Source organism: Micromonospora coriariae (genome assembly GCF_900091455.1).
Classification (GTDB): Bacteria; Actinomycetota; Actinomycetes; order Mycobacteriales; family Micromonosporaceae; genus Micromonospora; species Micromonospora coriariae.
Window position 1 is genome coordinate 3,293,247 of record NZ_LT607412.1, and the last position, 22,223, is coordinate 3,315,469.

The 22,223-nt window shown below is 71.3% G+C and carries 18 protein-coding genes and 1 pseudogene; 7 read left to right on the forward strand and 12 right to left on the reverse strand.

Translation table 11 applies throughout. The features are described from left to right. Positions 1–23: 23 nt before the first annotated feature. Both GA0070607_RS15480 and GA0070607_RS15485 read right to left on the reverse strand, forming a co-directional pair. Positions 24–1,040, reverse strand: coding sequence for a GNAT family N-acetyltransferase (locus GA0070607_RS15480; RefSeq protein WP_089018846.1), 1,017 nt, complete (start codon positions 1,038–1,040; stop codon positions 24–26). 72 nt (positions 1,041–1,112) lie between these two features. Beyond that, positions 1,113–2,486 (reverse strand): lytic transglycosylase domain-containing protein, encoded by a 1,374-nt coding sequence (locus tag GA0070607_RS15485; protein WP_089018847.1) that lies wholly within the window; start codon positions 2,484–2,486, stop codon positions 1,113–1,115. A gap of 55 nt (positions 2,487–2,541) precedes the next feature. Here GA0070607_RS15485 and GA0070607_RS15490 point away from each other — a divergent pair, with 55 nt between their 5' ends. Then, the gene (locus tag GA0070607_RS15490; protein WP_089018848.1) at positions 2,542–2,754 is read left to right on the forward strand and encodes an FmdB family zinc ribbon protein; all 213 of its coding nucleotides are present in this window, start codon (positions 2,542–2,544) and stop codon (positions 2,752–2,754) included. Positions 2,755–2,906: 152 nt separating this feature from the next. Further along, positions 2,907–5,747, forward strand: coding sequence for an ATP-binding protein (locus GA0070607_RS15495; RefSeq protein ID WP_089018849.1), 2,841 nt, complete (start codon positions 2,907–2,909; stop codon positions 5,745–5,747). A 108-nt stretch (positions 5,748–5,855) separates the two neighbouring features. On the opposite strand, the gene GA0070607_RS15500 is transcribed toward GA0070607_RS15495, so the two are convergent. Both GA0070607_RS15500 and GA0070607_RS15505 read right to left on the reverse strand, forming a co-directional pair. Further along, positions 5,856–6,392 (reverse strand): phospholipase, encoded by a 537-nt coding sequence (locus GA0070607_RS15500; RefSeq protein WP_089018850.1) that lies wholly within the window; start codon positions 6,390–6,392, stop codon positions 5,856–5,858. Between the two features lie 185 nt (positions 6,393–6,577). Next, positions 6,578–8,239 (reverse strand): glycoside hydrolase family 10 protein, encoded by a 1,662-nt coding sequence (locus tag GA0070607_RS15505; protein WP_089018851.1) that lies wholly within the window; start codon positions 8,237–8,239, stop codon positions 6,578–6,580. 303 nt (positions 8,240–8,542) lie between these two features. Here GA0070607_RS15505 and GA0070607_RS15510 point away from each other — a divergent pair, with 303 nt between their 5' ends. Next, positions 8,543–10,045 (forward strand): amino acid permease, encoded by a 1,503-nt coding sequence (locus GA0070607_RS15510; protein WP_089018852.1) that lies wholly within the window; start codon positions 8,543–8,545, stop codon positions 10,043–10,045. A gap of 64 nt (positions 10,046–10,109) precedes the next feature. Here GA0070607_RS15510 and GA0070607_RS15515 read toward each other — a convergent pair whose 3' ends face one another. The 5 genes from GA0070607_RS15515 to arfA are packed head-to-tail and all read right to left on the reverse strand — an operon-like array spanning position 10,110 to position 15,872. Continuing rightward, entirely contained in the window at positions 10,110–11,135 is a 1,026-nt protein-coding gene (locus tag GA0070607_RS15515) for a glycoside hydrolase family 43 protein (protein ID WP_089018853.1), read from the reverse strand. Further along, positions 11,132–11,986: a carbohydrate ABC transporter permease gene (locus GA0070607_RS15520; RefSeq protein ID WP_197701267.1), complete on the reverse strand. Its 855-nt coding sequence runs from the start codon at positions 11,984–11,986 to the stop codon at positions 11,132–11,134. The genes GA0070607_RS15515 and GA0070607_RS15520 overlap by 4 nt, the downstream gene beginning before the upstream one ends. 10 nt (positions 11,987–11,996) lie before the next feature. Next, a complete protein-coding gene (locus tag GA0070607_RS15525; protein ID WP_089018854.1) occupies positions 11,997–12,962 on the reverse strand; it encodes a carbohydrate ABC transporter permease in 966 nt (321 codons plus the stop codon). A gap of 6 nt (positions 12,963–12,968) precedes the next feature. Beyond that, positions 12,969–14,297, reverse strand: a complete 1,329-nt coding sequence (locus GA0070607_RS15530; RefSeq protein WP_089018855.1) for an ABC transporter substrate-binding protein — start codon at positions 14,295–14,297, stop codon at positions 12,969–12,971. A gap of 60 nt (positions 14,298–14,357) precedes the next feature. Next, positions 14,358–15,872 (reverse strand): arabinosylfuranosidase ArfA, encoded by a 1,515-nt coding sequence (gene arfA, locus GA0070607_RS15535; protein ID WP_089018856.1) that lies wholly within the window; start codon positions 15,870–15,872, stop codon positions 14,358–14,360. Between the two features lie 146 nt (positions 15,873–16,018). On the opposite strand from arfA, the gene GA0070607_RS15540 reads away from it, so the two are divergent. Next, entirely contained in the window at positions 16,019–17,026 is a 1,008-nt protein-coding gene (locus GA0070607_RS15540; RefSeq protein ID WP_089018857.1) for a LacI family DNA-binding transcriptional regulator, read from the forward strand. 135 nt (positions 17,027–17,161) lie between these two features. Here GA0070607_RS15540 and GA0070607_RS15545 read toward each other — a convergent pair whose 3' ends face one another. From GA0070607_RS15545 to GA0070607_RS15555, 3 genes and pseudogenes are all read right to left on the reverse strand, one after another. Beyond that, complete coding sequence (locus GA0070607_RS15545) at positions 17,162–17,887, reverse strand: methyltransferase domain-containing protein (RefSeq protein ID WP_089018858.1); 726 nt, start codon at positions 17,885–17,887, stop codon at positions 17,162–17,164. Positions 17,888–18,087: 200 nt separating this feature from the next. Next, positions 18,088–18,333 (reverse strand): annotated as a pseudogene (locus GA0070607_RS15550) (hypothetical protein); the annotation flags it as partial. Positions 18,334–18,371: 38 nt separating this feature from the next. After that, positions 18,372–20,009 carry an ABC-F family ATP-binding cassette domain-containing protein gene (locus GA0070607_RS15555; RefSeq protein WP_089018860.1) on the reverse strand — a complete coding sequence of 546 codons (1,638 nt, stop codon included), beginning with the start codon at positions 20,007–20,009 and terminating at the stop codon, positions 18,372–18,374. A 62-nt stretch (positions 20,010–20,071) separates the two neighbouring features. Here GA0070607_RS15555 and GA0070607_RS15560 point away from each other — a divergent pair, with 62 nt between their 5' ends. From GA0070607_RS15560 to GA0070607_RS15570, 3 genes are all read left to right on the forward strand, one after another. Continuing rightward, entirely contained in the window at positions 20,072–20,842 is a 771-nt protein-coding gene (locus GA0070607_RS15560; RefSeq protein WP_089018861.1) for an ROK family protein, read from the forward strand. 98 nt (positions 20,843–20,940) lie between these two features. Next, positions 20,941–21,309 (forward strand): tetratricopeptide repeat protein, encoded by a 369-nt coding sequence (locus GA0070607_RS15565; RefSeq protein ID WP_089018862.1) that lies wholly within the window; start codon positions 20,941–20,943, stop codon positions 21,307–21,309. 119 nt (positions 21,310–21,428) lie between these two features. Beyond that, positions 21,429–21,683 (forward strand): Smr/MutS family protein, encoded by a 255-nt coding sequence (locus GA0070607_RS15570; protein ID WP_007465523.1) that lies wholly within the window; start codon positions 21,429–21,431, stop codon positions 21,681–21,683. The last annotated feature ends 540 nt before the right edge of the window (positions 21,684–22,223 follow it).

Genomic DNA, 22,223 nt, shown 5'->3' on the forward strand with positions numbered 1-22,223 from the left:
ATCGGACAGTTTCGTGAATTCCCTCAGCGTGGTGGATCGATGCGGTGCACCAGCTCGGCGATGTCGACGCTGTATTCGCACCAGTCCCGGTCGGGCCGGTAACCCAGCTCCGCGTTGACCTTGAGCATCGCCTCGTTGGCCTGGGCGTTCCAGGTCTGCACCTCGGCCAGCTCCGGCTCGGCGGAGCGCAGCTCCAGCAGCATCCGGGCCTTGATCGCCCGATCGATGCCGTAGCCCCGATGGTCCTGCGCGACGATCGTGTCGTACTGGTCGGCGCGGGTCGGGTGCTGGGCCGGCACCACCACCTCGGTCAGGCCGGCCACCTCGCCGCTCTGCTCGTGCCGAGCCAGCACGATGTACGGCTTCATCCCCCGCCGATGGAGGGTGTCCAGGCTGTCCCGCAGCCGCTGGGGGTCGTACGAGCTGGGACGCAGCTCACCGTCGTCGACGTCGCGCACCTCCGCCTTGGCCCGCGCGTACGCCTCGATCAGGTCGTCCGGCGGCCCGCCGGGGAAGAACTCCAGGTGGTAGCCCGCCCCGATGCCGGTGGCCATCCCGGCCAGCTCGGGCCAGTCGACCGTGGCGAGATCGAGCACGCTGCGCGTCTCCACGTACTCCCGGGTGAAGCCGAGCGACTCGTAGAAACCCACCGCCGGCGTGTCGCCGACCACCTCGACCCCGATCGACCGGAAGCCCTCCTGGTAGACCCGGCGGGCGGCGCGCAGCACCAGGTCGCGGCCGAGCCCGGCGCGCCGCACGGACGGGTGCACCAGCACCTCGAGGACGCCGATGTCGCCCAGGAGCAGCACGTGGACCTGCCCGAGCACGGCGCCCGGAGCGGCGGGGTCGGTCGGCTCGGCCTGGGCGACCCAGGAGAGCCGCCGCTCACCGGGCATCACCTCGGCGAGGTATTCCCGCAGGGAGTCCTCCCGCCATGGCGGGTCGTGCGGAAGATCGACCGCCAGAACCGCGTTCAGCGTGTCCAGCAGCGACGCGATCTCGGCGGACGACGCGGTCCTGGGGTCCCACTCGCGCACCATCACCTGTCTAGCTTGCCGCTAACAGTTGCCCGGGGGAAGTGTCCAGTTCTCCAATGTATGCGGACGATCACTTCACGTACGGCTGGCCCGTCCGTACCGGTTCGCGGTGTCGTAGACGTCCTGGGCGTACCGGCGCACGTCGTTGTACGACAGGATCGCGTTCCACCAGTCGGCCGCGATGCTCAGGTTGCGGTTGTTCTTGCACAGGTAGTTTCCCGCTGCCAGGGCGGCGTCGTCCAGGTCGTGCGGGTCCTTGTCGCCGTCGTTGTCGGCGTCGGCGCCGATCTCCTGCCAGGTGGTCGGGATGAACTGCATCGGCCCGATCGCGCGGTCGAACGAGGTGTCCTGGTCGAGAATCCCGCGATCGGTGTCGATGATCCGCATCCGCCCGTCGCGTCCGTCCAGCGGCAGGCCGATGATCTGCGGCAGCGCCTTGCCGTCCTGCCCCAACCGGGCGCCGTTCGCCGTGCCGTGCCCGGATTCGACCTGGCCGATCGCGGCCAGCGTGGTCCAGCTCAGCGCACAGCTGCGGTTGGTCTGGGCGAGCACCAGCTCGGCGTAGCCGTACGCCTGCATCGCGGCCGGCGGGACACCGACCTTGGCGCTGACCTGCTGCGCCCAGTCGGCCAGGGCATCCGAGGGTCGCCCACCGATCACCGGCCCGGTCGGCAGCCCGCCGGTGGGGAGTGGCCCGGTCGGCAGCGGGCCGGTGGGAAGAGGCCCCGTCGGCAGCGGGCCGGTCGGCACTCCGGACGGCAGCAGCGGGGGCGGAACGGCCCCGGTCGGCGGGGCGGTGGCGTCGACCGCGACCGTCCGGGGCGCGCGGATGGCAGCCGGGACGAGCAGCGCGCCCGCCGCGGCCGTCGCGGCCACCAGGGCGAGCAGGAAGACCCCGGGCAGGGTGAGCCGACCGCTGGGGCGGCGGGCCCAGGCGCGGGTGGCCCGGGCCGCGGTCACCGCCGCCTGGCGCGGCGGCAGGCGCAGCGCGTGTGCGAACGGGACCCGCCGCCGCCGGCCGGGGTCGGACTTCGGGGTGCTGGCAGCGGCATCCACAGTGGCCGCAGCCTGGCCTGCCGCGGCGGCACCGGCCGAAGGCGTCGGCTCCGCATCGCCGGCCGGCGTCTCGGCACCCGGCCCGGCCGGCGCGGTCGGCGCGTCCGACTCGGTGGCCGGGCGTGCGGCGGTCAGGTCGCCAGCGGGCGCGTCGGCCTTCGGGGCCTCGGCGGGGTTGGCGGCAGCAGGATTCGGGGCGGTCGGGGTCGCGGGCGCCGGCTCCGTCGGTGGGTTGGGCGCGGCCGGGGCCTTGCCGCTCAGCCAGGGCCGGCGGGGCCGGGGCACGGCCCGTGGCACCGGATCCGGCGCGGCCCCCGATCCTTCGAGCGGCCCGTCCAGCGGCGCGGCCGGTCGCAACGGTTGCACACGCGTTTTGTCCTCGCCGTCCACCACCCGTCGAGTATCACCCATGCCCCGTTGGACGTCAGGTCCACGTACCCTGGTTGCCATGCCCAGGTACGAGTTCCGCTGCCGCGCCTGCGGCGACACGTTCGAGGTCAACCGTCCAATGGCGGCGGCTGGCGCGCCCGCCACCTGCCCGCAGGGCCACGCCGACACTGTCAAGCTGCTCTCCGCGATCGCGGTCACCGGCCGGGGTCCGGGCGGCGGCGCCGCGGCCGCCACCGGGGGCGGCTGCTGCGGCGGTGCCTGCGGCTGCTGATCCGGTCAAATCGCGGCCGTCTGGTCGGCCGCCCTTGCCGGGAACGGGTCCGAGTGGCACCTTGAGGCGGCACGTGCCCGGCCGTTCTCACGATGCGTGACCGCTCGGACTCAGGCAGCATGAACCCGACGTCACGGGCGGAGGTTCCACGCATGTCGCCACGGATCCAGCTCCCGAGCGGTTGGGTGACCTTCGTGTTCACCGACATCGAGGGCTCGACCCGGCTGGCCCAACTGCTCGGCCCGGACTACCGCCCGGTGCTCGCCGAGCACCGACGGCTGCTACGCCGGACGCTGGCCAGCACCGGTGGCGCCGAGCTGCTGACCGAGGGCGACTCGTTCTTTCTGGCCTTCGACGACGCCGCGGCGGCGTTGACCGCCTGCCTGACCGCCCAGCGCGCGTTGGCCAGCCACGACTGGCCCACGGAGGAGGCGGCGCCGCGGGTGCGGATGGGTCTGCACACCGGTTACGCCGAGCCGCGCGACGGGGAGTACGCCAGCCCCGAGGTGCACCGGGCGGCCCGGGTGGCCGCCGCCGCGCACGGCGGGCAGGTGCTCTGTTCGGCGTCCACCGCCCGCCGGGCGGAGCCGCTGCCCCCCGGTGCCACCCTGCTGGACCTGGGCCTGCACCGGCTGCGCGGCTTCGACGACCGGGAACGACTGTTCCAGCTGGTCGCGCCCGGGCTGGAACGGCAGTTCCCCCGGCCCCGTACCGCCGACACGGTGGCGCACAACCTGCCGACCCAGGTGACCTCGTTCGTCGGCCGGCAGGCCGAGCGGGCCGAGCTGGGCCGGCTGGTGGAGGAGCACCGGCTGGTGACCGTGCTGGGCGCGGGTGGCGCGGGTAAGACCCGGCTCGCCGTGGAGCTGGCCAGCGGGGTGGTCGAGGCGTACCCGGACGGGGTCTGGTTCGTCGACATCGCCGCCGTGACCGACCCGGGGTTGGTGGCGTTCGCCATCGCCGCGGTGCTCGGGCTGCGACCCGAGCCGGGCCGGCCGATGCTGGACACCCTGGTCGAGTACGCCGCCGGCCGTCGGATGCTGGTCGTGCTGGACACCTGCGACACGCAGCCGGCCGCCTGCGCGGAAGTCATCTCGCGCCTGCTCTCCGGCGGGGGCGGTGTGCGGGTGCTGGCCACCAGCCGTGAGTCGTTCAGCCTGCCCGGCGAAGTGGTGTGGCGGATCCCGCCGCTCTCGGTCGACCGGAGCGCGGACGGCGCGGAGAGCGACGCGGTGGCGCTGTTGCTGGACCGTTTGGCGGCCGCGCGCGGTGGCCGGCAACCGGATCCGGCCGAGTCGGCCGATCTGCGCCGCGTGGTGCAGCGGCTGGACGGTCTGCCGTTGGCCATCGAGCTGGCCGCCGCCCGGTTGCGGGTGCTCTCCGTCGGTCAGCTCGCCGAGCGGCTGGACGACGTGCTCGGCACGCTGGACGCCGGCCGGGAGGACCCGGAGCCGCCGCCGGTGGAGCGGGGCTGGTCGGGGAACCAGCAGGACACCGTCGACCTGGTGGCCGCGGCTGCCGGAGCATCGCCGCCGACCCCGGCGAGCAGGGCTGTGCAGCGCTCGGCCACCGAGCGGCACCTGACCATGCAGGCCACCGTCACCTGGTCGTACCGCACGTTGGGGCCCCGGGCCGCCCGGCTGCTGCGCTGGCTGGCGGTCTTCGCCGGGCCGGTGGACCTGGCGACGGTGGAGTGGCTGCTGGGCGACGACCCGTTGGATCCGCTCTCGGTGCTGGTGGACAAGTCGATGGTGCTTGCCGAGCCGCGCGCCGCCGGCAGCACGTACCGGATGCTCGATCCGATCCGGGCGTACGCCGCGCGGCGGCTGGTCGAGGCGGGCGAGGAGCAGGCCGCCCGGGACCGGCACGTGGACTGGTCGGCGCACGCGCTGGAGCGGGCCCACCTGGGCCCGGACGGCCGCCTGGTGACGCTGTCGCTCTACGCCCTCGACCCGCTGGCCGGGGAGATTCGGGCCGCGCTGCGCTGGTGTACCACCGGCGGCAGCGCGCGCGCCGGCCTCCGCCTGGCCGGCGGCCTGGACCAGTGGTGGCGTGAGCGTGGACTGGCCCGGGAGGGGCGGCTCTGGCTGTTCCGGCTGTACGGGCGGATCGCCGAGACCGGCGAGCGGATCCCGGAGGCCGAGCTGGCGGCGGCGTACCACATGCACTCGCTGCACGCCGGTGCCGACGGCGAGTTCGCGGAGGAGCTGCGCTTCTCCCAGCGGGCGGAGGCGGCCGCCCGGCAGGCCGGTGATGCCGGTCTGCTGGCCCGGGTGCTCGCCGGGCGGGCGGCGCCGCTTGTCGACATGGGCCAGTTCGTCGAGGCCGAACGGGTGTGCCGGGAGGTCATCGACTGGGCGCACGGGCAGGACGTGGTCGGCGAGGCGCTGTTCGCGGTCTTCAGCCTGGCTGAGCTGCTGTGGCGAAGGGGCGCGCTGGAGGAGGCGGCGGACCTGCTGGGTGCGGTCCGTCCGGTGGAGGCGGCCCGTCCGGTGGAGCGGGGCCGGCGCTCGGTGGACATGCTGCTCGGCATGGTCGCGCTGGCCCGGGGGGACGTGATCGCGGCGCACGAGCACCTGCTGGTGGCGCTGCGCTCCCGGATGGGCCACGGCTACCACGGCCGGGCGTGCGACACGCTGAACGCGATCGCGGTGCGCTGCGCGGCCGGTGGGGACCGGTTGACCGCCGCCCGGCTGTTCGGGGCGGCGCAGGCGACCCGGGCCAGCATGCGATCCACGCCGGGCATCTACGGCGGCTACTGGGACGATCAGCAGGCGGAGCTGCGCGGGGTACTGGGTGACGCGGCCTTCGACGACGCGTACGGAGAGGGCGCCGAGCTGGGGTTGGACGAGGCGGCGGCACTGGCGCTCGACGTGGAGCACCCGGACCTGGCGGCGGATTCGACCCGGTTCAGCACGGGTCTGTCCCAGCCCGCGCCGCGTCGTCCCGCCGAAGCCGACCGCCACCCGGCCACCCGCACCGAACGCGCCTGACCCCACCCCTCCACCCTTGTTGATCATGAAGTTATTGCTGCGACACGCCGTGTCGAGAGGCAACAACTTCATGATCAACGGGGCGAGGGGTGGGGTGGGGGTGGGGGTTTAGCGGGTGGCGGCCTTGGCTTCGGCGTTGGCCTTCATGCGGGCGGCGCGGTCGATGTCGGCCTGCTGGACGGCCGCCACCGAACCGAAGATGCTGACCGCCTGGTAGTAGGTCCAGGCCAGGCTGTAGCAGGCGGGCCGAACGACGGCGTTGTACGTGGCGCAGACCCGCTTCAGGTCCGAGTAGAAGGCGCTGTCCAGTCGGGACTTGTTGGCGGAGAACTGACCGACCGCCTTGTAGTTGCGGTAGCCGAAGTCGTGTCGGTAGCAGCCCAGGTTGAAGGTGAACCCGAGCGGGTTGTCGGGGCTCGACGAGCAGTAGTCGGTGGACCAGTTGAAGTTGTACTCGGCCCAGGGCGTCCGGTTCACGCGGGCGCTGTTCCAGGAGTTGTAGCTGCTCGCGCTGGTCTGGGTCCAGCTGGAGAGCACCGAGAGCCGCTGTGCGGGGGTGACGGCGGCGGCGGGGGAGGCGGTGGCGAGGGTGGCGAGCAGCGCGAGCGCGCCCGAGGCGAGCAGGGTGGCGAGACGTCGAGGCACGGGTTACCTCCGCGGGGGTGAGCGGTGGGGCGGTAAGTTACCGGCGGGTTACCGGATGTCGATCAGTGTCGATCAACTGATCAACTCGCCGGTATGCCTCTCGCCAACTATTGGTTACATACGTTGAAACAGACGAATGCCCCGGGTGCTCGTGGCACCCGGGGCATTCGGCGACTGCCGTACGGTCAGCGCAGAACGAAGGCCGGCGGGCTGGCCGGGCTCTCGTTGGCCGACCGGTCCAGCGCGGTCACCTGGTAGGTGTACCGCTGGCCGGGCTCGGCCGAGGTGTCCACCCAGGACTGCGCTCCGCCGGTCGTGGCGCGGACGGTGTCGACCAGGTGCGAGGCGTCCGCGGTGCCGCACCGACCGGGCAGTGTGGTGCCGTCGAACCGGTAGATCGCGTACGAGGTGGCAGTGCCGAACGGCCCCGCGCCGTCGGCCGGCTGACGCCAGGTCAGCCGTACTCCGTCGGCGTTCCGGGTGGCCTTGGTGACCACCGGGAAGAGCAGCGGCTTGGCCGGCAGGTGCGGCATCGCCGGCACCAGTGCCGGGCGGGAGTAGTGCTCGGCGGCGTAGATGTCGGTGGCGCCGAGCCGGTTGGCCCGAACCTGCACGGCGGAGAAGTGCACGTTGCCCTGCACCTCGGGGTACGCCTGGTTGAGCGTCAGGTGGTCGGACAGTTCCCGTGGGTTCTGCCAGAACGGCCCGTAGGCCGCGTCGCCGCTCTTGTAGTCGGCCTGGCCGATGTAGAGCTGGACGCGGGTCCCGCGCACCGTCTCGGCCCACCATGGCACCAGTCGGGCGTAGTCCGCCGCCGGGTACTGGCCGATGTACCAGTAGAGCTGCGGTACCACGTAGTCGATCCACTCCTGCTTGATCCACTTACGGGTGTCGGCGGAGATGATGTCGTACGACTGGCTGCCGGTGGTGTCCGAGCCGAGCGGGTCGGCAGCCTTGTTGCGCCAGATGCCGAACGGGCTGACCCCGAACTTCACCCACGGCTTCGCCGCCTTGATCTTGCCGTTCATCTCCTGGATCAGCAGGTTGATGTTGTCCCGCCGCCAGTCCGCCCGGTCGGTGAAGCCCCGGTTGTATGCCGCGAACGTCGCGTCGTCCGGCACCTGGTGGGTGCCGCTGGGGTAGGGGTAGAAGTAGTCGTCGAAGTGCACGCCGTCGATGTCGTACCGCTTGACCGCGTCCATCATCGCGGTCTGCACGAACTCGCGGACCTCCGGGATGCCGGGGTTGTAGTAGAGCCGGCTGCCGGCCACGCCGGCTGGCGGGTAGGCGAAGGTCAAGTCCGGGTGCTGCCGGGCCGGGTGGCCGGGGGCGAGCTGGGTGAGATCCGCGCCGGCGCCGCCGGGAGCCGGCATGGAGACGCGGTACGGGTTGAACCAGGCGTGGAACTCCAGGTTGCGCTTGTGCGCCTCGTCGACCAGGAATGCCAGCGGATCCCAACCCGGGTCCTGGCCGCGTACGCCGGTCAGGTACTCCGACCAGGGCTCGTACGGGGAGGGCCAGAGCGCGTCCGCGGTCGGGCGGACCTGCACCACGACCGCGTTGTGGTTCAGCCGCTCGGCGAGGTCGAGCAGGCCGCGGTACTCGGCCTGCTGGGCGGCGACCCGGTCCGGGTCGGTCTGGGATGCCTTGCTGGGCCAGTCGATGTTGACCACCGACGAGATCCACATCGCCCGGAACTGCCGCTTCGGGGTGGCCGGGTCGGTGCTGCAGGTGGCGGTGGTGGCGGTGCCGGCCGCGTCGGGCGCGGCGCTCGCGGGTGTGGCGGTGACGAGCGTGCCGAGCAGGGCTGCGACCAGCCCGGCTGCTCCGAGCCGAGTTGCCTTCATGCGGTGTGTCCCTTCGTTGGGGCTCCCGGGTGTTCAGCGCGGCACTCCCGGCAAGATTCGCCGCTGGCTATCTGCCGCTGGAAGGAAATTTTCACACTCGGGTCGTTATCGCAAGGGTTCGCACGTGCTCGATTCACCCGCCGGGTATCGGGTCGTTCCGCGTCGATCGTCGGGTTGCCCATTGTGACGACGATCGCACTCGGCGTGGAGGGCGGTGGTCGCGGTTGACAGCTTCCGTCGGTGGGTAGCAACGCCGGTCACCGGCCGCCACGGTGGTGGTCGCACGGTGGGAGGGGTGAGGGCGTGTCCGTGCTGCGGACCAAACCGATCAAGGACGTGATAGCCCAGAGCGGGGCGGACGGCACCGACGGCCGACCTGGGCTGAAGAGGAGGCTCGGCGCGGTCGACCTCACCGGCTTCGGCATCGGCATCGTGATCGGTACCGGCATCTTCACGCTCACCGGGATCGAAGCCCGGGACAGCGCCGGGCCCGGCGTGGTGATCTCCTTCGCCATCGCCGGCGTGGTCGCCCTGCTCGCCGCGCTCTGCTACGCCGAACTGGCCAGCAGCGTGCCGACCGCCGGCAGCGCCTACACCTACGCGTACGCCACGATGGGCGAGATCGTCGCCTGGATCATCGGCTGGGACCTGCTGCTGGAGTTCGCGCTCGGCGCGGCCGTGGTGGCCCGTGGCTGGTCCGGCTACCTCGCGGAGCTGCTCGACCTGCCGACCCGGTGGTTCGGCGAGGAGGGCAGCACGGTCAACGTCGGCGCGGTCGCGATCGTGTTGATCCTCGGCGTCGTGGCGATCGTCGGCATCCGGGAGTCCGCCCGGATCACCAACCTGCTGGTGCTGGTCAAGGTGGCCATCTGCGTCTTCGTGGTGGTCGCCGGGCTGTTCTTCGTCAGGGCCGACAACCTCAGCCCGTTCATCCCGCCGGCCGAACCCGCCGGGAGCGGCGACGACGGCATCAAGCAGCCGGTCACCCAGGCGCTCTTCGGGCTGGAACCCTCCGTCTTCGGCTTCGTCGGGGTGCTCAGCGCCGCCGCGGTGGTCTTCTTCGCGTACACCGGCTTCGAGGCGGTGGCCAACCTCGGTGAGGAGACCCGCAAGCCACGCCGGGACCTCACGCTCGGCCTCCTCGGCACTCTGTTGATCTCCACCGTGCTCTACATCGGCGTCTCGCTGGTGGTGGTCGGCATGGTGCCGTACACCGAGATCGACAGCGGTGCCCCGATCGCGTCGGCCTTCGAGGCGGTCGGCGCCGGCTGGGCGGCCGTGCTGGTCTCCATCGCCGCCGTCGCCGGCCTGACCAGCGTCATCCTGGTCGACCTGGTGGCGATGGGTCGGATCGGCTTCGCCATCGCCCGGGACGGGCTGGTCCCGCCGTCGATCGCGGCTGTGCACCCGCGCTGGGGTACCCCGTACCGGATTTCGGCGATCATGACGGTCGCGGTCGCGCTGCTTGCCGGCCTCCTGCCGCTCTCGGCCCTGGCCGACCTGGTCAGCATCGGTGCGCTGTGCGCGTTCGTGCTGGTCTCGGTCGCGGTGCCGATCCTGCGCCGCAAGCGTCCAGACCTGGAGCGGCCGTTCCGGGTGCCGTTCTCCCCGGTGCTGCCGATCGTCTCGGCGCTGGCCTGCTTCTACCTGATGCTCAACCTGTCGGTGGAGACCTGGCTGCGGTTCCTGGCCTGGATGCTGCTCGGCGGGCTGATCTACTTCGGCTACGGCTACCGCCGCAACCGCCTGGCCCGGCACGAGCCCGCCGTCGCCCCGACCCCCCGCGAGCCGGCCGCCGGCAGCTGAGCCCAAACGTTAGGAGGGGCCCCTTGCAATCGCGTAGCGATTGCAAGGGGCCCCTCCTAACACCTCAGGGACGGGCCTGGGGTTCGCCCGTCGGGCCCTTGACGACCGGTTTGCCGTCGACCCAGGTCACCTCGTCCAGCCAGGTCTGGCGGCCGGGGTCGACGCTGCCCTCCTGGCCGGGCGGCCAGGCGTGGTACAGCAGCCAGGTCCGGCCGTCCTTGACCACCATCGAGGCGTGCCCGGGGCCGGAGGCGGCCTCGTTGGTCTTCAGGATCGGGTTCTCGGCGGCCTTCACACACGGGCCGGTCGGGCTCTCGCAGACCGCGTAGCCCTCGGCGTACTCGGCCCGGTCGTAGGCGTTCGCGGCGAAGAAGAGGTACAGGCGACCGTCCTGGCGGTGGAAGAACGGCCCCTCGATGAGGGTGCCCTCCCACGGCTCGGTCTGCTTGAGCAGCTTCGTCGGCTCACCGACCAGCGTCAGGCCGTCCTCGGCGAGACGCTGTGACCAGAGCCAGGTGTCCACCCCGATCGCGTTGCCGTCGTTCTTCCACAGCAGCCAGAGGCTGCCGTCGGTGTCCCGGAACGGGCTGGCGTCGATCGCCCCGCCCAGCTCCGCCTGGCAGATCAGCGGACCGGCCGAGTCGTCCCGGTACGGCCCCTGCGGCGCGCTGGCCACCGCCCGCCCGACGCACTGTCGCCCGGACCCCCGGCCGGCGACGGTGTAGTAGAGCAGGAACTTCTCCGGCGCCAGCTGGATCGCCTCCGGCGCCCAGGTCTTTCCGGCGTCCGCCCAGTCCGGCAGCGTCGGCAGGGCGTCCCCGGCCTCGGTCCAGTCGACCAGGTTCGTGGAGGTCAGCACCGGGACGTTCCGGCCACCGGAGTTGGTGTGGAACAGATACCAGGTGTCGCCCACCTGGATCGCCTGCGGGTCGGGGGCGTCGGTGCGTACGACCGGGTTGGTGAACATGCTCGGGTCGCTCCCGCTGCTCGTGGGTGTGGGTTCGCTGCCGTCGGTGCAGCCCGCGACGAGCAACGCGGCGGCGATGATGATCGCCGCCGCGCCGCGTCGCCGCGTGGTTGTGCGCGTCATCCCTTCAGACCGCTGCGGGAGACGCCCTGGATGATGTGCCGTTGGGCCAGCACGAAGAGGATCAGCACCGGCAGGCTGGCCAGCACCGCACCCGCCATGATCACCGGGTAGTCGGTGACGTACGAGCCCTGGAGCAGGCCCAGGCCCGGCGGCAGGGTGAGCTTCTCCGGGCTGAACAGCACGAAGATCGGCCAGAGGAAGTCGTTCCAGTTGGTGAGGAACGACAGCACGGCCAGGGTGGCCAGCGCCGGCTTGGACAACGGCAGCACCACCCGGAAGAAGATCTGCCACTGGTTGGCGCCGTCCAGCGTGGCGGCCTCCTCCAGCTCGTTCGGGAGCGAGAGGAAGAACTGCCGCAGGAAGAACACCCCGAACGCGCTGGCCGCGCCCGGCACCACCACCACGGCGAGGGTGTCGATCCAGTTCAGCTGGTCGACGATCAGGAAGTTCGGGATGATCAGCGACGTCGGCGGGATGAACAGCGTCCCGACGATCAGCGCGAAGCTCACCCCGCGCCCCCGGAACTTGAGCCGCGCCAGCGAGTACGCGGCCATCGAGGCGGTCACCAGCACCAGCAGCGAGTGCAGGGTGGCGGCCAGCATGCTGTTGAGGAACCAGCGCAGCACCGGGTTCGCCGAATTGTTCACGATCTGGTCGTAGCCGTAGCCGGCGAGCGGGTTCGGTAGCCAGCTCGGCGGGATCTGCTGGGCGGCGGTGTAGGTCTTCAGTGAGGTGATGACCATCCACACCAGCGGGGTCAGGAAGATCAGGGTCAGCGCCACGAGGGTGGCGTAGAGCACGACCCGGCTCGCGGTCGCGGAACCGCGGGTGGTCCGCGTGGGCGTCGTCATGGCGGTCCCCTCAGTCTTCCTTGTAGCGGAAGAGACGGAAGTTGGCGATGCTCACGACCGCCAGCATCAGAGCGAAGACGATGCTCATTGCGGCGGCGCGACCGGCGTCGTTGTCCCGCAGGCCCTCCTCGACGATGAACCAGACCACCGTTCGGGTCTCCGTGCCGGGCGCCCCCTGGGTGATCAGGAACGACTGACCGAACATGTTCGCCGAGGCGAGCACGGTCGTGGTGATCACGAAGAGCAGCACCGGGCGCAAGCCGGGCAGGGTGACGTTCCGGAAGCGCTGCCAGGCGTTGGCGCCGTCCATGCGGGCGGCCTCGTACAGCTCCGGCGAGATGTCCTGCAGACCGGCCAGGTAGATCACCGCGTTGAAGCCGGAGGTCCACCAGACGGTGACACCGACCAGCGAGATCCACGCCCAGGGCATGTTGGTCACCCAGGGGGTGTCCGCGGGCAGCCCGACGGCTCCGGCGAGCCGGTTGACCAGGCCCAGGTTGGCGTCGAGCAGGAACCGCCAGAGCAGGCCGATCACCGCCACGCCCAGCACGTACGGCGCGAAGTAGATCGCCCGGAAGAAGGTCCGACCCGGGAAGGAGCGGTTCAGCAGCAGCGCCAGCCCGAGCGGTACGACCACCAGCAGCGGCACCGACAGCACCGTGAAGATCGCTGTGGCCCGGACGCTCTCCCACCAGTCGCCGTAGATGGCGGAGTCGCTGGAGATCAGGTCCTTGTAGTTGTCCAACCCGATGAACGGCCGGTTGGGCAGCTGGAAGTCCCACTGGTGCACGCTGAGCCAGAGGCCGAGGACGATCGGCAGCAGGCCGAAGACCCCGAACAGGACCAGGTAGGGGGCGAGGAACAGGTATGGCGTCGCCCGTCCGGTCCGGCCCGCCGAGGCGCCCCGGCGGGCTGCGTTGGCCGCCGGGGGCGGCGCGTCACCGCGCGCCGCCCCGACCTCGATCACGTCCGCCACGAGCTATCAGCTCCCGTACTTCTTGCGGTTGTCCTCGAGCTGCTTGTTGGCCTTGGCCACCCCGTCGTCCAGCGCCTGCTTGGGCGACTTCTTGCCCAGCGCGGCCTCGTTGAACGAGTTGTAGAAGGTCGTCATGACCTCGCCGAGCCCCGGGGCCGCGGGCGGGAAGGCCGCGTACTCCAGCTCGGGGGCGAGCGACGAGATCTCCGGCAGCGCCTTGAACTCGGCGCCCTCGCGGACCTCCTTGCGGGCCGGCACCTGGCCGCCCTTGGCCCAGTCCAGCGAGTGCTCGCTCAGCCAGTTGATGAAGACCTTCGCGCCGGAGACCTTGTTGGCGTCGTTGGCCCGCTGCTTCACGATTGTGAAGTTGTGCGAGTTGGCCCAGGCCGCCGGCTTGCTGCCGATCTGGGGCAGCGGGGCGACACCCCACTGCACCTCCGGGCTCTTCTTCAGATCGTTGATCTGCCAGATGCCGTTCCAGGTGAAGGCGTTCTTGCCGCTCTTGAACGCCAGGTAGTCGGCGTCCTGGCCGACGTTGGCCGGCGAGTAGCCCTGCTTGATCATGTCGACCAGCCAGGTGCACGCCTCGACGGCCGGGTCGGAGTTGAAGGTGGCCTTGGCCACGTCGGCGTCGAAGAGCGTGGCGCCCCACTGGTTGAGCAGGGAGTAGAAGGTCATGCCGCCGGTGAACTGGAACGGGCTGACCCAGAAGCCCTGCACGCCGGCCTTCTTCAGCTCGCCCAGCGCCGCGACGTACTCGTCCTTGGTCGTCGGCGGCTTGTTCGGGTCCAGGCCGGCCTTCTGCATGACGGCCTTGTTGTAGTAGAAGCCCAGCGGGTGCATGTCCAGCGGGATGCCGTACCGCTTGTTGTTGTAGAGCCCGCCCTTCCACACCGTGGGGGCGAAGTCGCCCTCGGCGAGCTCCAGGTTCTTGGCCACGTCGTCCAGCTCGGTGATCACGCCACGGGCGGCGAAGGTGGCGAGCTGGTCCATGTGCATGACCGCGATGTCCGGGCCGTTGCCGCTGGAGGCCGCACCGGGGAGCTTGTTGTAGTAGTCCTCCCACTGGTACGTGGCGACCGACACGGCGATGTTCTTGTGCTCGGTGTTGAACTGGTTCACCAGCGCCTTGAAGATGTCGCCGTCGCCGCCGGTGAAGCCGTTCCACAGCTTCAGGTCGACCTTGGGACCGGTGTACTCCTTGCCGCCGTTGCCGGCTGCCGGACCGGAGCTGCTGTCACCGCCGCCGCAGCCGGCGAGGGTCAGCGAGGCAGCGGCACCGAGTCCGAGACCGAGGCCGAGCAGGCGACGCCGACTCATGTCGTTCTGGATCATGCTGGTATCTCCTTGAAGGGGGGACGGGATGAATTGTGCCTGGTCAAACTCGGTGCGACCTCAGGCGTTGGCTGGGCCGAAGCGCAGCACGCTCCAGGACACGGCGGGCAGGCGCACAGTGCACCGGCCGCCGTCGGGGGTGGGGGTGGGCAGTTCCCGGGGCGTCACCCGGTCGGGCTCGGCCTCGGTGTTGATCGCCGATGGGTCAGACCCGGCAGCGAGGCTGACGAATGACAGACCGGACATCCCCGGCAGACCACGCAGGTCAATCTCCAACGGCAGGTCCTCCTCGCCGCGGTTGACCGCGAAGACGCTCAGCTCGCCGGTCTCCTCGTCGTGCACGGCGACGGTGTCGAGCACCGGCACGTCCCCGTACTTCTTCGTGTCGTAGCGCGGCGACACCGGCTCGGTGCGCAGCACGGTGCCGCGGGCGTACCGGGCGGTCAGCGCGAACGGGTGGAAGATGCTCTGCCGCCAGGCCGGGCCGCCGTTGCGGGTGCGGATCGGCGCGATCACGTTGGCCAGCTGGGCCTGGGCGGCCACCCCGACCCGGTCGGCGTGCCGGAGCAGGGTGATCAGCAGGTCGCCGACGACCACCGCGTCGACAGCTGTGAAGTCGTCCTCGATCAGCGCCGGGGCCTCGACCCAGCCGCGCCGGTCCAGGTCGGCCTGGAGGCGGGACTCGTACCAGACGTTCCACTCGTCGAACGAGATCTTCAGCTTGCGCTTGTGCCGCTGCTTGGCGGCCACGTGGTCGGCGGTCGCGACCACCTCGGTGATGAAGTTGTCCATGTCGACGGCTGAGGCCAGGATGCTCGCCCGGTCGCCGTCGGACGGGTCGTAGTAGGTGTGCGCCGAGATGTAGTCGACGTGCTCGTAGGTGTGCTCCAGCACGGTCGCCTCCCAGGAGGCGAACGTGGGCATCCGCCGGTTGGAGCTGCCGCAGGCGATCAGACTGATCGACGGGTCGATCATCTTCATCGCCCTGGCGGCCTCGGCGGCGAGCCGGCCGTACTCGTCGGCGGTCTTGTGGCCGACCTGCCACGGGCCGTCCATCTCGTTGCCCAGGCACCACAGCCGCACCCCGTACGGATCCTCCGCGCCGTGCTTGCGCCGCAGGTCGGAGAGCTGCGTGCCGCCCGGGTGGTTGGCGTACTCCAGCAGGTCCAGCGCCTCCTGCACGCCACGGGTGCCGAGGTTCACGGCCATCATCGGCTCGACACCGGCTTCGGCGGCCCAGGTCATGAACTCGTCCAGCCCGAAAGCGTTCGTCTCGATCGTCTTCCAGGCCAGGTCGAGCCGGCGCGGCCGGTCGCCGACCGGGCCCACCCCGTCCTGCCAGCGGTAGCCGGAAACGAAGTTGCCGCCCGGGTAGCGGACCACCGAGACGCCCAGCTCCCGGGTCAGCTCCAGCACGTCGCCGCGCAGGCCGCGCGAGTCGGCGCTGGGGTGGCCCGGCTCGTAGACACCGCCGTAGACGCATCGCCCCATGTGCTCGACGAAGGAGCCGAAGAGACGTCGGTCGGCGGGGCCGATCGCGAAGGCTGGGTCGATCGTCAGCTGCGCGGTGCGCAAGGGGTGCCACCTTTCCTCATTGCCGGCGCCGGGTGACCGCAGTCACCGTCCACCCGGCCTCCCTGCTTTCTACAACGTTGTAGGCAACGTTGTAAAGGGCTGGTGACGGGGTAGGGTGCGGAGTGTTACATCGGGGAGGTTGCAGAGTGCGACACAGGCTCAAGGATGTGGCCGAACGGGCCGGCGTGTCGGTGAAGACGGTCTCCAACGTGGTCAACGGCTACGTACACGTCCGGCCGGACACCCGGGCCCGGGTCGAAGAGGCGATCGCCGAGCTGAACTACCGGCCCAACCTCTCCGCCCGCCACCTGCGCAAGGGGCGCACCGGCGTGATCGCGCTGGCGGTGCCGGAACTGGACATCCCGTACTTCGCCGAACTGGCCCGCTACGTGGTCACCGCGGCCGCCGACTTCGGCTGGACGGTGCTGATCGACCAGACCGGCGGTGGGCGCGAGCAGGAACGGGTGGTCGCCTCCGGCATCACCGACCACCTGATCGACGGGCTGATCTTCAGCCCGTTGGCGCTCACCGCGGAGGACCTGGCCGGCCTGGACAACAGGCCGATGGTGCTGCTCGGCGAGCGCGTCGACCACGGCCCCGCCGATCACGTGGTGATCGACAACGTGGGCGCGGCCCGGGAGATCACCAGCCACCTGATCGGGCTCGGCCGGCGTCGGATCGCCGCCATCGGCTCGCAGCGCACCCCGGAGGGCGCCAGCGCCCGACTGCGCCTGACCGGCTACACCGACGCGCTGCGCGCCGCAGGCCTGGACTACGACGAGGCCCTGGTGGCGCCCGCGCCGGCCTGGCACCGCGCGGACGGCGCGGCCGCCATGCGCGGCCTGCTCACCTCCGGAGTACGCCCCGACGCCGTCTTCTGCTTCAACGACACGCTCGCCCTGGGTGCCCTGCGCGCCCTGCACGAGGCCGGCCTGCGGGTGCCCGAGGACGTGGCGGTCGTCGGCTTCGACGACATCGAGGACGGCCGGTTCTCGATCCCCACGCTGACCACCGTCGCCCCGGACAAGGCGCAGATCGCCCGGCTCGCCGTCGAACTGCTCGCCGAACGCCTCGACGGCGACCGCACGGCCCCCGCCCGCGAACTCTCCGCCCCCTACCGCCTAGAACTCCGCGAATCAACCCAACTCCCCTAAGGCCTCCCGGGCCTGCCCGGCCCGCTCGGCCTCCCGGCCGGGCCTCCTCGCGTTGATCATGAAGTTATTGCCCTCGCTGCCGGCGTGTCGCCGCAATAACTTCATGATCAACGGAGTCTTGGGGGTGGGGTGGGGTTAGTCGAAGAAGCGGGCCAGGTGGGACTTGGGTGCGGGGTCGGTGTCGGGGGGTAGCGGGGTGAGGTCGGCGAAGATGGAGGCGCCGTCGCAGCCGGCGTGCAGTGGGTACCAGCGCGGGGTGCCGGGCGGCCGGAGTTGGCAGATCCCCTTGAACGTCTGCACGTCCATCAGCCGTACGTGGGTCGGGTCCGCGACCGCGTTCACATGCCCCCACCAGGGGCTCATCACGTGCAGCACACCGCCCGGGCGGAGCACCCGGTGGCACTCGTCCACCAGCGGCAGGAAGTCGATCAGGTGTTCCAGGATGTGCACCGCGAACAGGACGTCCACCGAGTTGTCGGCCAGCGGCAGCGAACCGGAGAGGTCCGCCACCGCGTCCACCCCCGGGGCCGGGAAGATGTCCAGCCCCAGGTTGCCCTGCCACTGCTTGGTCGGTCCGCAGCCGAGGTCCACCACCACCGGATCACGCCCGTCGACGCTCACCCGGCACCACACGCCGTAGACACCGGCCAGCCGCCCCACCAGGTCCCGGACCAGCCGCAGCTCGCCCGGCTCGGTCACCTCCCCGCTCAGGTGGGCGACACCCCGGTCGAACCGCACCTCGACCGCCAGGCCCCGCAGCCGGTCGTCGTGCCGGACCTGGTCCGCCCACGCCTGTGCGAGGAACTCGTCGAACGCCCGCAGCCGGTCGGCCGAGGGCGGAGTCTGCGCCAAAGCGACCATTCGGGCCACCTCCCGCCGCGCGTTACCCGCATCCGCGCTCGGTATGCCACGCCCGTCGACTGACTCGGCGGGTCTCTCGAGCGTCGGTCGGCGTGTCGGGAGCCGGTTCGCCCGGGGCCGGGAGGTCAGCCGGAGAGGGTACGGCGGCCCGGCCGGCCGGCGCCACGCATCCGCTGGCGGGGAGGCGGGGCGGCCGGCTTCGGTCGCTTGAGGTGATAGCGGTGCAACTCGTTGTTGCCCGGCAGGGACGGGTCCTCGCTCATCGCGACCAGTTCCCAGCCCTGGTCGCCGGCCCGGTTCAGGTGGGCCAGCGCCGTGTCGCCGTACGGCGTCACGTCGACCATCGAGCCTTCGGGGCCGTACCAGACGAAGACGACCTCCCAGCCCAGATCGTTGGTCGCCGCCTGGCGACGCCGGATCAGCAGCGCGTACTCCCACTTGAGCATGGCGTCATTCTCACCCCGCGGCGGCCAGTCGGCACGGATCAATCCTCGGCGATCCGCCCGGCATCGACGCGTAGCCGGCGGTTCGTCTCGATGGCGGCCAGCATCCGCCGGTCGTGGGTGACCAGCAGCAGCGTGCCCGGGTAGCTGGCCAGGGCCGATTCGAGCTGCTCGATGGCCGGCAGGTCCAGGTGGTTGGTGGGCTCGTCGAGCACCAGCAGGTTGACCCCGCGCCCCTGAAGCAGGGCGAGCGCCGCCCGCGTCCGCTCGCCGGGGGAGAGGGTGGCCGCCGGCCGTGGCACGTGCGCCGCGCGCAGCCCGAACTTGGCCAGCAGGGTCCGCGCGTCCGCCGGCGACATCTCCGGTACGGCCGCCTGGAACGCGTCGATCAGCGGCGCGTCGCCGAGGAACAGCCCTCGGGCCTGGTCCACCTCGCCGACCACCACCCCGGGCCCGAGCGAGGCGGTGCCGGCGTCCAGCGGCAGCCGACCGAGCAACGCGGCCAGCAGGGTGGACTTGCCCGAGCCGTTCGCCCCGGTCACCGCGACCCGGTCCGCCCAGTCGATCTGGAGGTCGATCGGGCCGAGGGTGAACCCGCCCCGGCGTACCACCGCGCCGCGCAGCGTGGCCACGACGGCGCCGGCGCGGGGCGCGGCGGCGATCTCCATCCGCAGCTCCCACTCCTTGCGGGGCTCCTCGACCACGTCGAGCCGTTCGATCAGCCGCTCGGTCTGCTTGGCCTTGGCGGCCTGCTTCTCGCTCGACTCACTCCGGAACTTCCGACCGATCTTGTCGTTGTCGGTGGCCTTGCGTCGGGCGTTCTTCACACCCTTCTCCATCCACCCCCGCTGGGTGCGGGCCCGCGCCTCCAGGCCAGCCTTGGTGTCGGCGTACTCCTCGAAGTCGGCGCGGGCGTGCCGGCGGGCCACCTCGCGCTCCTCCAGGTAGGCCGCGTAACCGCCGCCGTAGTGGTGCACCTGCTGCTGCGGCAGGTCCAGCTCCAGCACCCGGGTCACCGTGCGGGTGAGGAACTCCCGGTCGTGGCTGACCAGCACCGTGCCGGCCCGCAGCCCGGTAACGAACTCCTCCAACCGCTCCAGCCCGGCCAGGTCCAGGTCGTTGGTCGGCTCGTCGAGCAGGAACACGTCGTACCGGCTGAGCAGCAGCGAGGCCAGCCCGGCCCGGGCGGCCTGACCGCCGGAGAGCCCGGTCGTCGGGTGGTCCAGGTCGACCGCGAGCCCCAGGTCGGCGCTCACCTGCTCGGCGCGCTCGTCCAGGTCCGCACCGCCGAGGGCGAGCCAGCGCTCCAGCGCGTCGGCGTACGCGTCGTCGGCGCCCGCGGCACCGGCGGTCAGCGCCTCGGTCGCCACGTCCAGCGCGGCCTGCGCGGCGGTCACCCCGGTCCGCCGGGCCAGGAAGTCGCGCACCGTCTCGCCCGGCCGCCGTTCCGGCTCCTGCGGCAGGTGCCCGACTGTCGCGGTGGGCGGGCTCAGTCGGACGCTGCCAGCCTCCACCGGCAGCAACCCGGCGAGGGTACGCAGCAGCGTCGACTTGCCGGCGCCGTTCGGCCCGACCAGGCCGACCACGTCGCCGGGGGCGACGACCAGGTCCAATCCGGCGAAGAGCGGGCGGTCACCGTGCCCGGCGGCCAGGTCCTTGACGATCATCGTGGCGCTCATCAGGACGGCAGCCTATCCGGCCGCCGGCATACGGCCGGGCGGCAGCGGGCAGACTCAACGGCGTGGTGACCACACTGGCGATCGACTGCGGTGGCGGAGGCATCAAGGCGTCGGTGCTCGACGAGGCCGGCACGATGCGCGCCCGGCCGCTGCGGGTGCCGACCCCGTACCCGCTGCCGCCCGCGCTGTTCGTCCGGACGCTGCTCGACCTGGGTGGGCGGCTGCCGGCCGCCGACCGGCTGACAGTGGGCGTTCCCGGGATGATCCGGCACGGAGTGGTGGTGACCACACCGCACTACGTGACCCGCAGCGGACCACGCAGCCGGGCCGATCCGGCCCTGGTCGCCGAGTGGTCCGGCTGGGACGCGCGGGGCGCGCTGGCCGACGCGTTCGGGGTGCCGGTGCTGGTGCTGAACGACGCCGAGGTGCACGGCGCCGGGGTGGTCGCCGGCACCGGCTGCGAGCTGGTGCTGACGCTGGGCACCGGGCTGGGTAGCGCCCTCTTCGACGGCGGGGTGCTCGCCCCGCACCTGGAGTTGTCCCACGCGCCGGTGCGGTGGGGCACGACCTACGACACGTACGTGGGGGAGCCGGAGCGCCGCCGGCTCGGCGACGCCTTCTGGTCCCGGCGGATCCGGCAGGTGGTGGACGGGCTCCGCCCGGTGTTCCGTTGGGACCGGCTCTACCTGGGCGGGGGCAACTCCCGGCTGATCCGGCCCGAGCAGCTGGCCCGGATGGGCGATGACGTCGTGGTGGTGCCGAACACCGCGGGCATCGTCGGCGGCGTCCGCGCCTGGGAGCTGTCCACCGGGCGCCGGAACGCCCGCACCTGACCGCTGGCGGCCGGAAGAGACCCGGGGAACAGTCGCCAAACGCCCAGCGTTGTGCCAGCGTCGGGACAGGTGACAGCGCGACCCGAGGAGGTTGGCAGATGGATCTTCTGGCGGACTACCGGCGGGCGACCATGTTCTTCGAAACCGGTGACCCGAGCGGGGCAGCCCGACTGCTGGAGCCGATCGTGGACGCCGAACCCGGCAACGCGGCGGTCCGGCAGCTGCTGGCCCGGGCGTACTTCCAGTCGGCCCAGCTCAACCGGGCCGAGGAGCAGCTGCGGGAGCTGGTCGACCGGGACCCGAGCGACCACTACGCGCACCACGTGCTGGGCCGGACCCTGGAGCGGCTGAACCGGCACTCGGACGCGCTGCGGCACCTGCGGATCGCCGCCGCGATGTACGCGGCCAACGACGACTACCGGGTCGCTCTGGAGCGGGTGGAGACCCGTCTGGGCGGCACGCGCTGAACGCGGACGTGACGTGCACGGGGCGGCCCTTCGGGGCCGCCCCGTCGTCGTCCTGTGGGCACCCCGCCCGGCGTGCCTAGGATGGCGGACATGGGACCTGACCGGCCGGGGGCTGCGGCATGAAGCTCAAGCTGGACCTGCACGAGATCTTCAACAAGGGCCAGGACATCGACCGCGCGTTGCGCGGGATCATGGACGAGGCGGTGGCGAAGAAGGCCACCCTCGTGGAGATCATCCCGGGCAAGGGATCGGGCCAGCTCAAGAAGCGGGTGCTGCGGTTCCTCGACCAGAAGGACGTCAAGCAGCTCTATCACCGGGTGGAGAAGGACTCCAAGAACTTCGGCCGGCTCTTCGTGCACTTCCGCTGGAAGTAAGAGCGCCAACTTCCCGACCTCCCACGCTGCCGGCGGCATGTCTCCTGACCTGCCGAAACGCCTTCCATCGGTTTCCGGCTCCATCCGTCGTTACTCGCGCTCGGTTGTGCCGGATCTGTGCCACGTGATCATGACGGACTAGCCACCTTCGCTCTCGCTCCCCTTACGCTTGCGGCCAAGCCTGTGCTCAATCGCGGCGCGCACGGTTGCGACGGCTGGCTCGTTGAAGCCTTGGGGGAGCAGCCTGAAGCGGTGCGGTTTGGCCTGGGTGCCCTTGGCGAAGCCTCGGACCTTGCTGTTGCCGAAACCGTGGCGGTCTGCGTCAACCTCCACGTCGATGGGCCGAATCGTTCCAGCAGGTGGTGTGCCTGGTAGGTGTCCCGGCCTATCCCGAATTGCAGCAGCCGTGTCTCCCCGTCCAGGTAGACTTGGCGGTCGTGGCCGTATCGGCCGTGCAGGGTGGCGATCATCAGCAGGAGCGAGAGCTCGCTGTCCTCAAGCACATGGATCCATCCGTTGAGGAACAGGCCGGCGGGCAGC

Excerpts from the sequence above, each read along its gene's own strand:
- GA0070607_RS15495 (WP_089018849.1), top strand. The coding sequence starts at position 2,907 with ATGTCGCCACGGATCCAGCTCCCGAGCGGTTGGGTGACCTTCGTGTTC.
- GA0070607_RS15555 (WP_089018860.1), bottom strand. The coding sequence starts at position 20,009 with ATGAGCGCCACGATGATCGTCAAGGACCTGGCCGCCGGGCACGGTGAC.
- GA0070607_RS15530 (WP_089018855.1), bottom strand. The coding sequence starts at position 14,297 with ATGATCCAGAACGACATGAGTCGGCGTCGCCTGCTCGGCCTCGGTCTC.
- GA0070607_RS15520 (WP_197701267.1), bottom strand. The coding sequence starts at position 11,986 with ATGACGACGCCCACGCGGACCACCCGCGGTTCCGCGACCGCGAGCCGG.
- GA0070607_RS15545 (WP_089018858.1), bottom strand. The coding sequence starts at position 17,887 with ATGGTCGCTTTGGCGCAGACTCCGCCCTCGGCCGACCGGCTGCGGGCG.
- GA0070607_RS15515 (WP_089018853.1), bottom strand. The coding sequence starts at position 11,135 with ATGACGCGCACAACCACGCGGCGACGCGGCGCGGCGGCGATCATCATC.
- GA0070607_RS15490 (WP_089018848.1), top strand. The coding sequence starts at position 2,542 with ATGCCCAGGTACGAGTTCCGCTGCCGCGCCTGCGGCGACACGTTCGAG.
- GA0070607_RS15480 (WP_089018846.1), bottom strand. The coding sequence starts at position 1,040 with ATGGTGCGCGAGTGGGACCCCAGGACCGCGTCGTCCGCCGAGATCGCG.
- GA0070607_RS15570 (WP_007465523.1), top strand. The coding sequence starts at position 21,429 with ATGAAGCTCAAGCTGGACCTGCACGAGATCTTCAACAAGGGCCAGGAC.
- GA0070607_RS15565 (WP_089018862.1), top strand. The coding sequence starts at position 20,941 with ATGGATCTTCTGGCGGACTACCGGCGGGCGACCATGTTCTTCGAAACC.
- GA0070607_RS15505 (WP_089018851.1), bottom strand. The coding sequence starts at position 8,239 with ATGAAGGCAACTCGGCTCGGAGCAGCCGGGCTGGTCGCAGCCCTGCTC.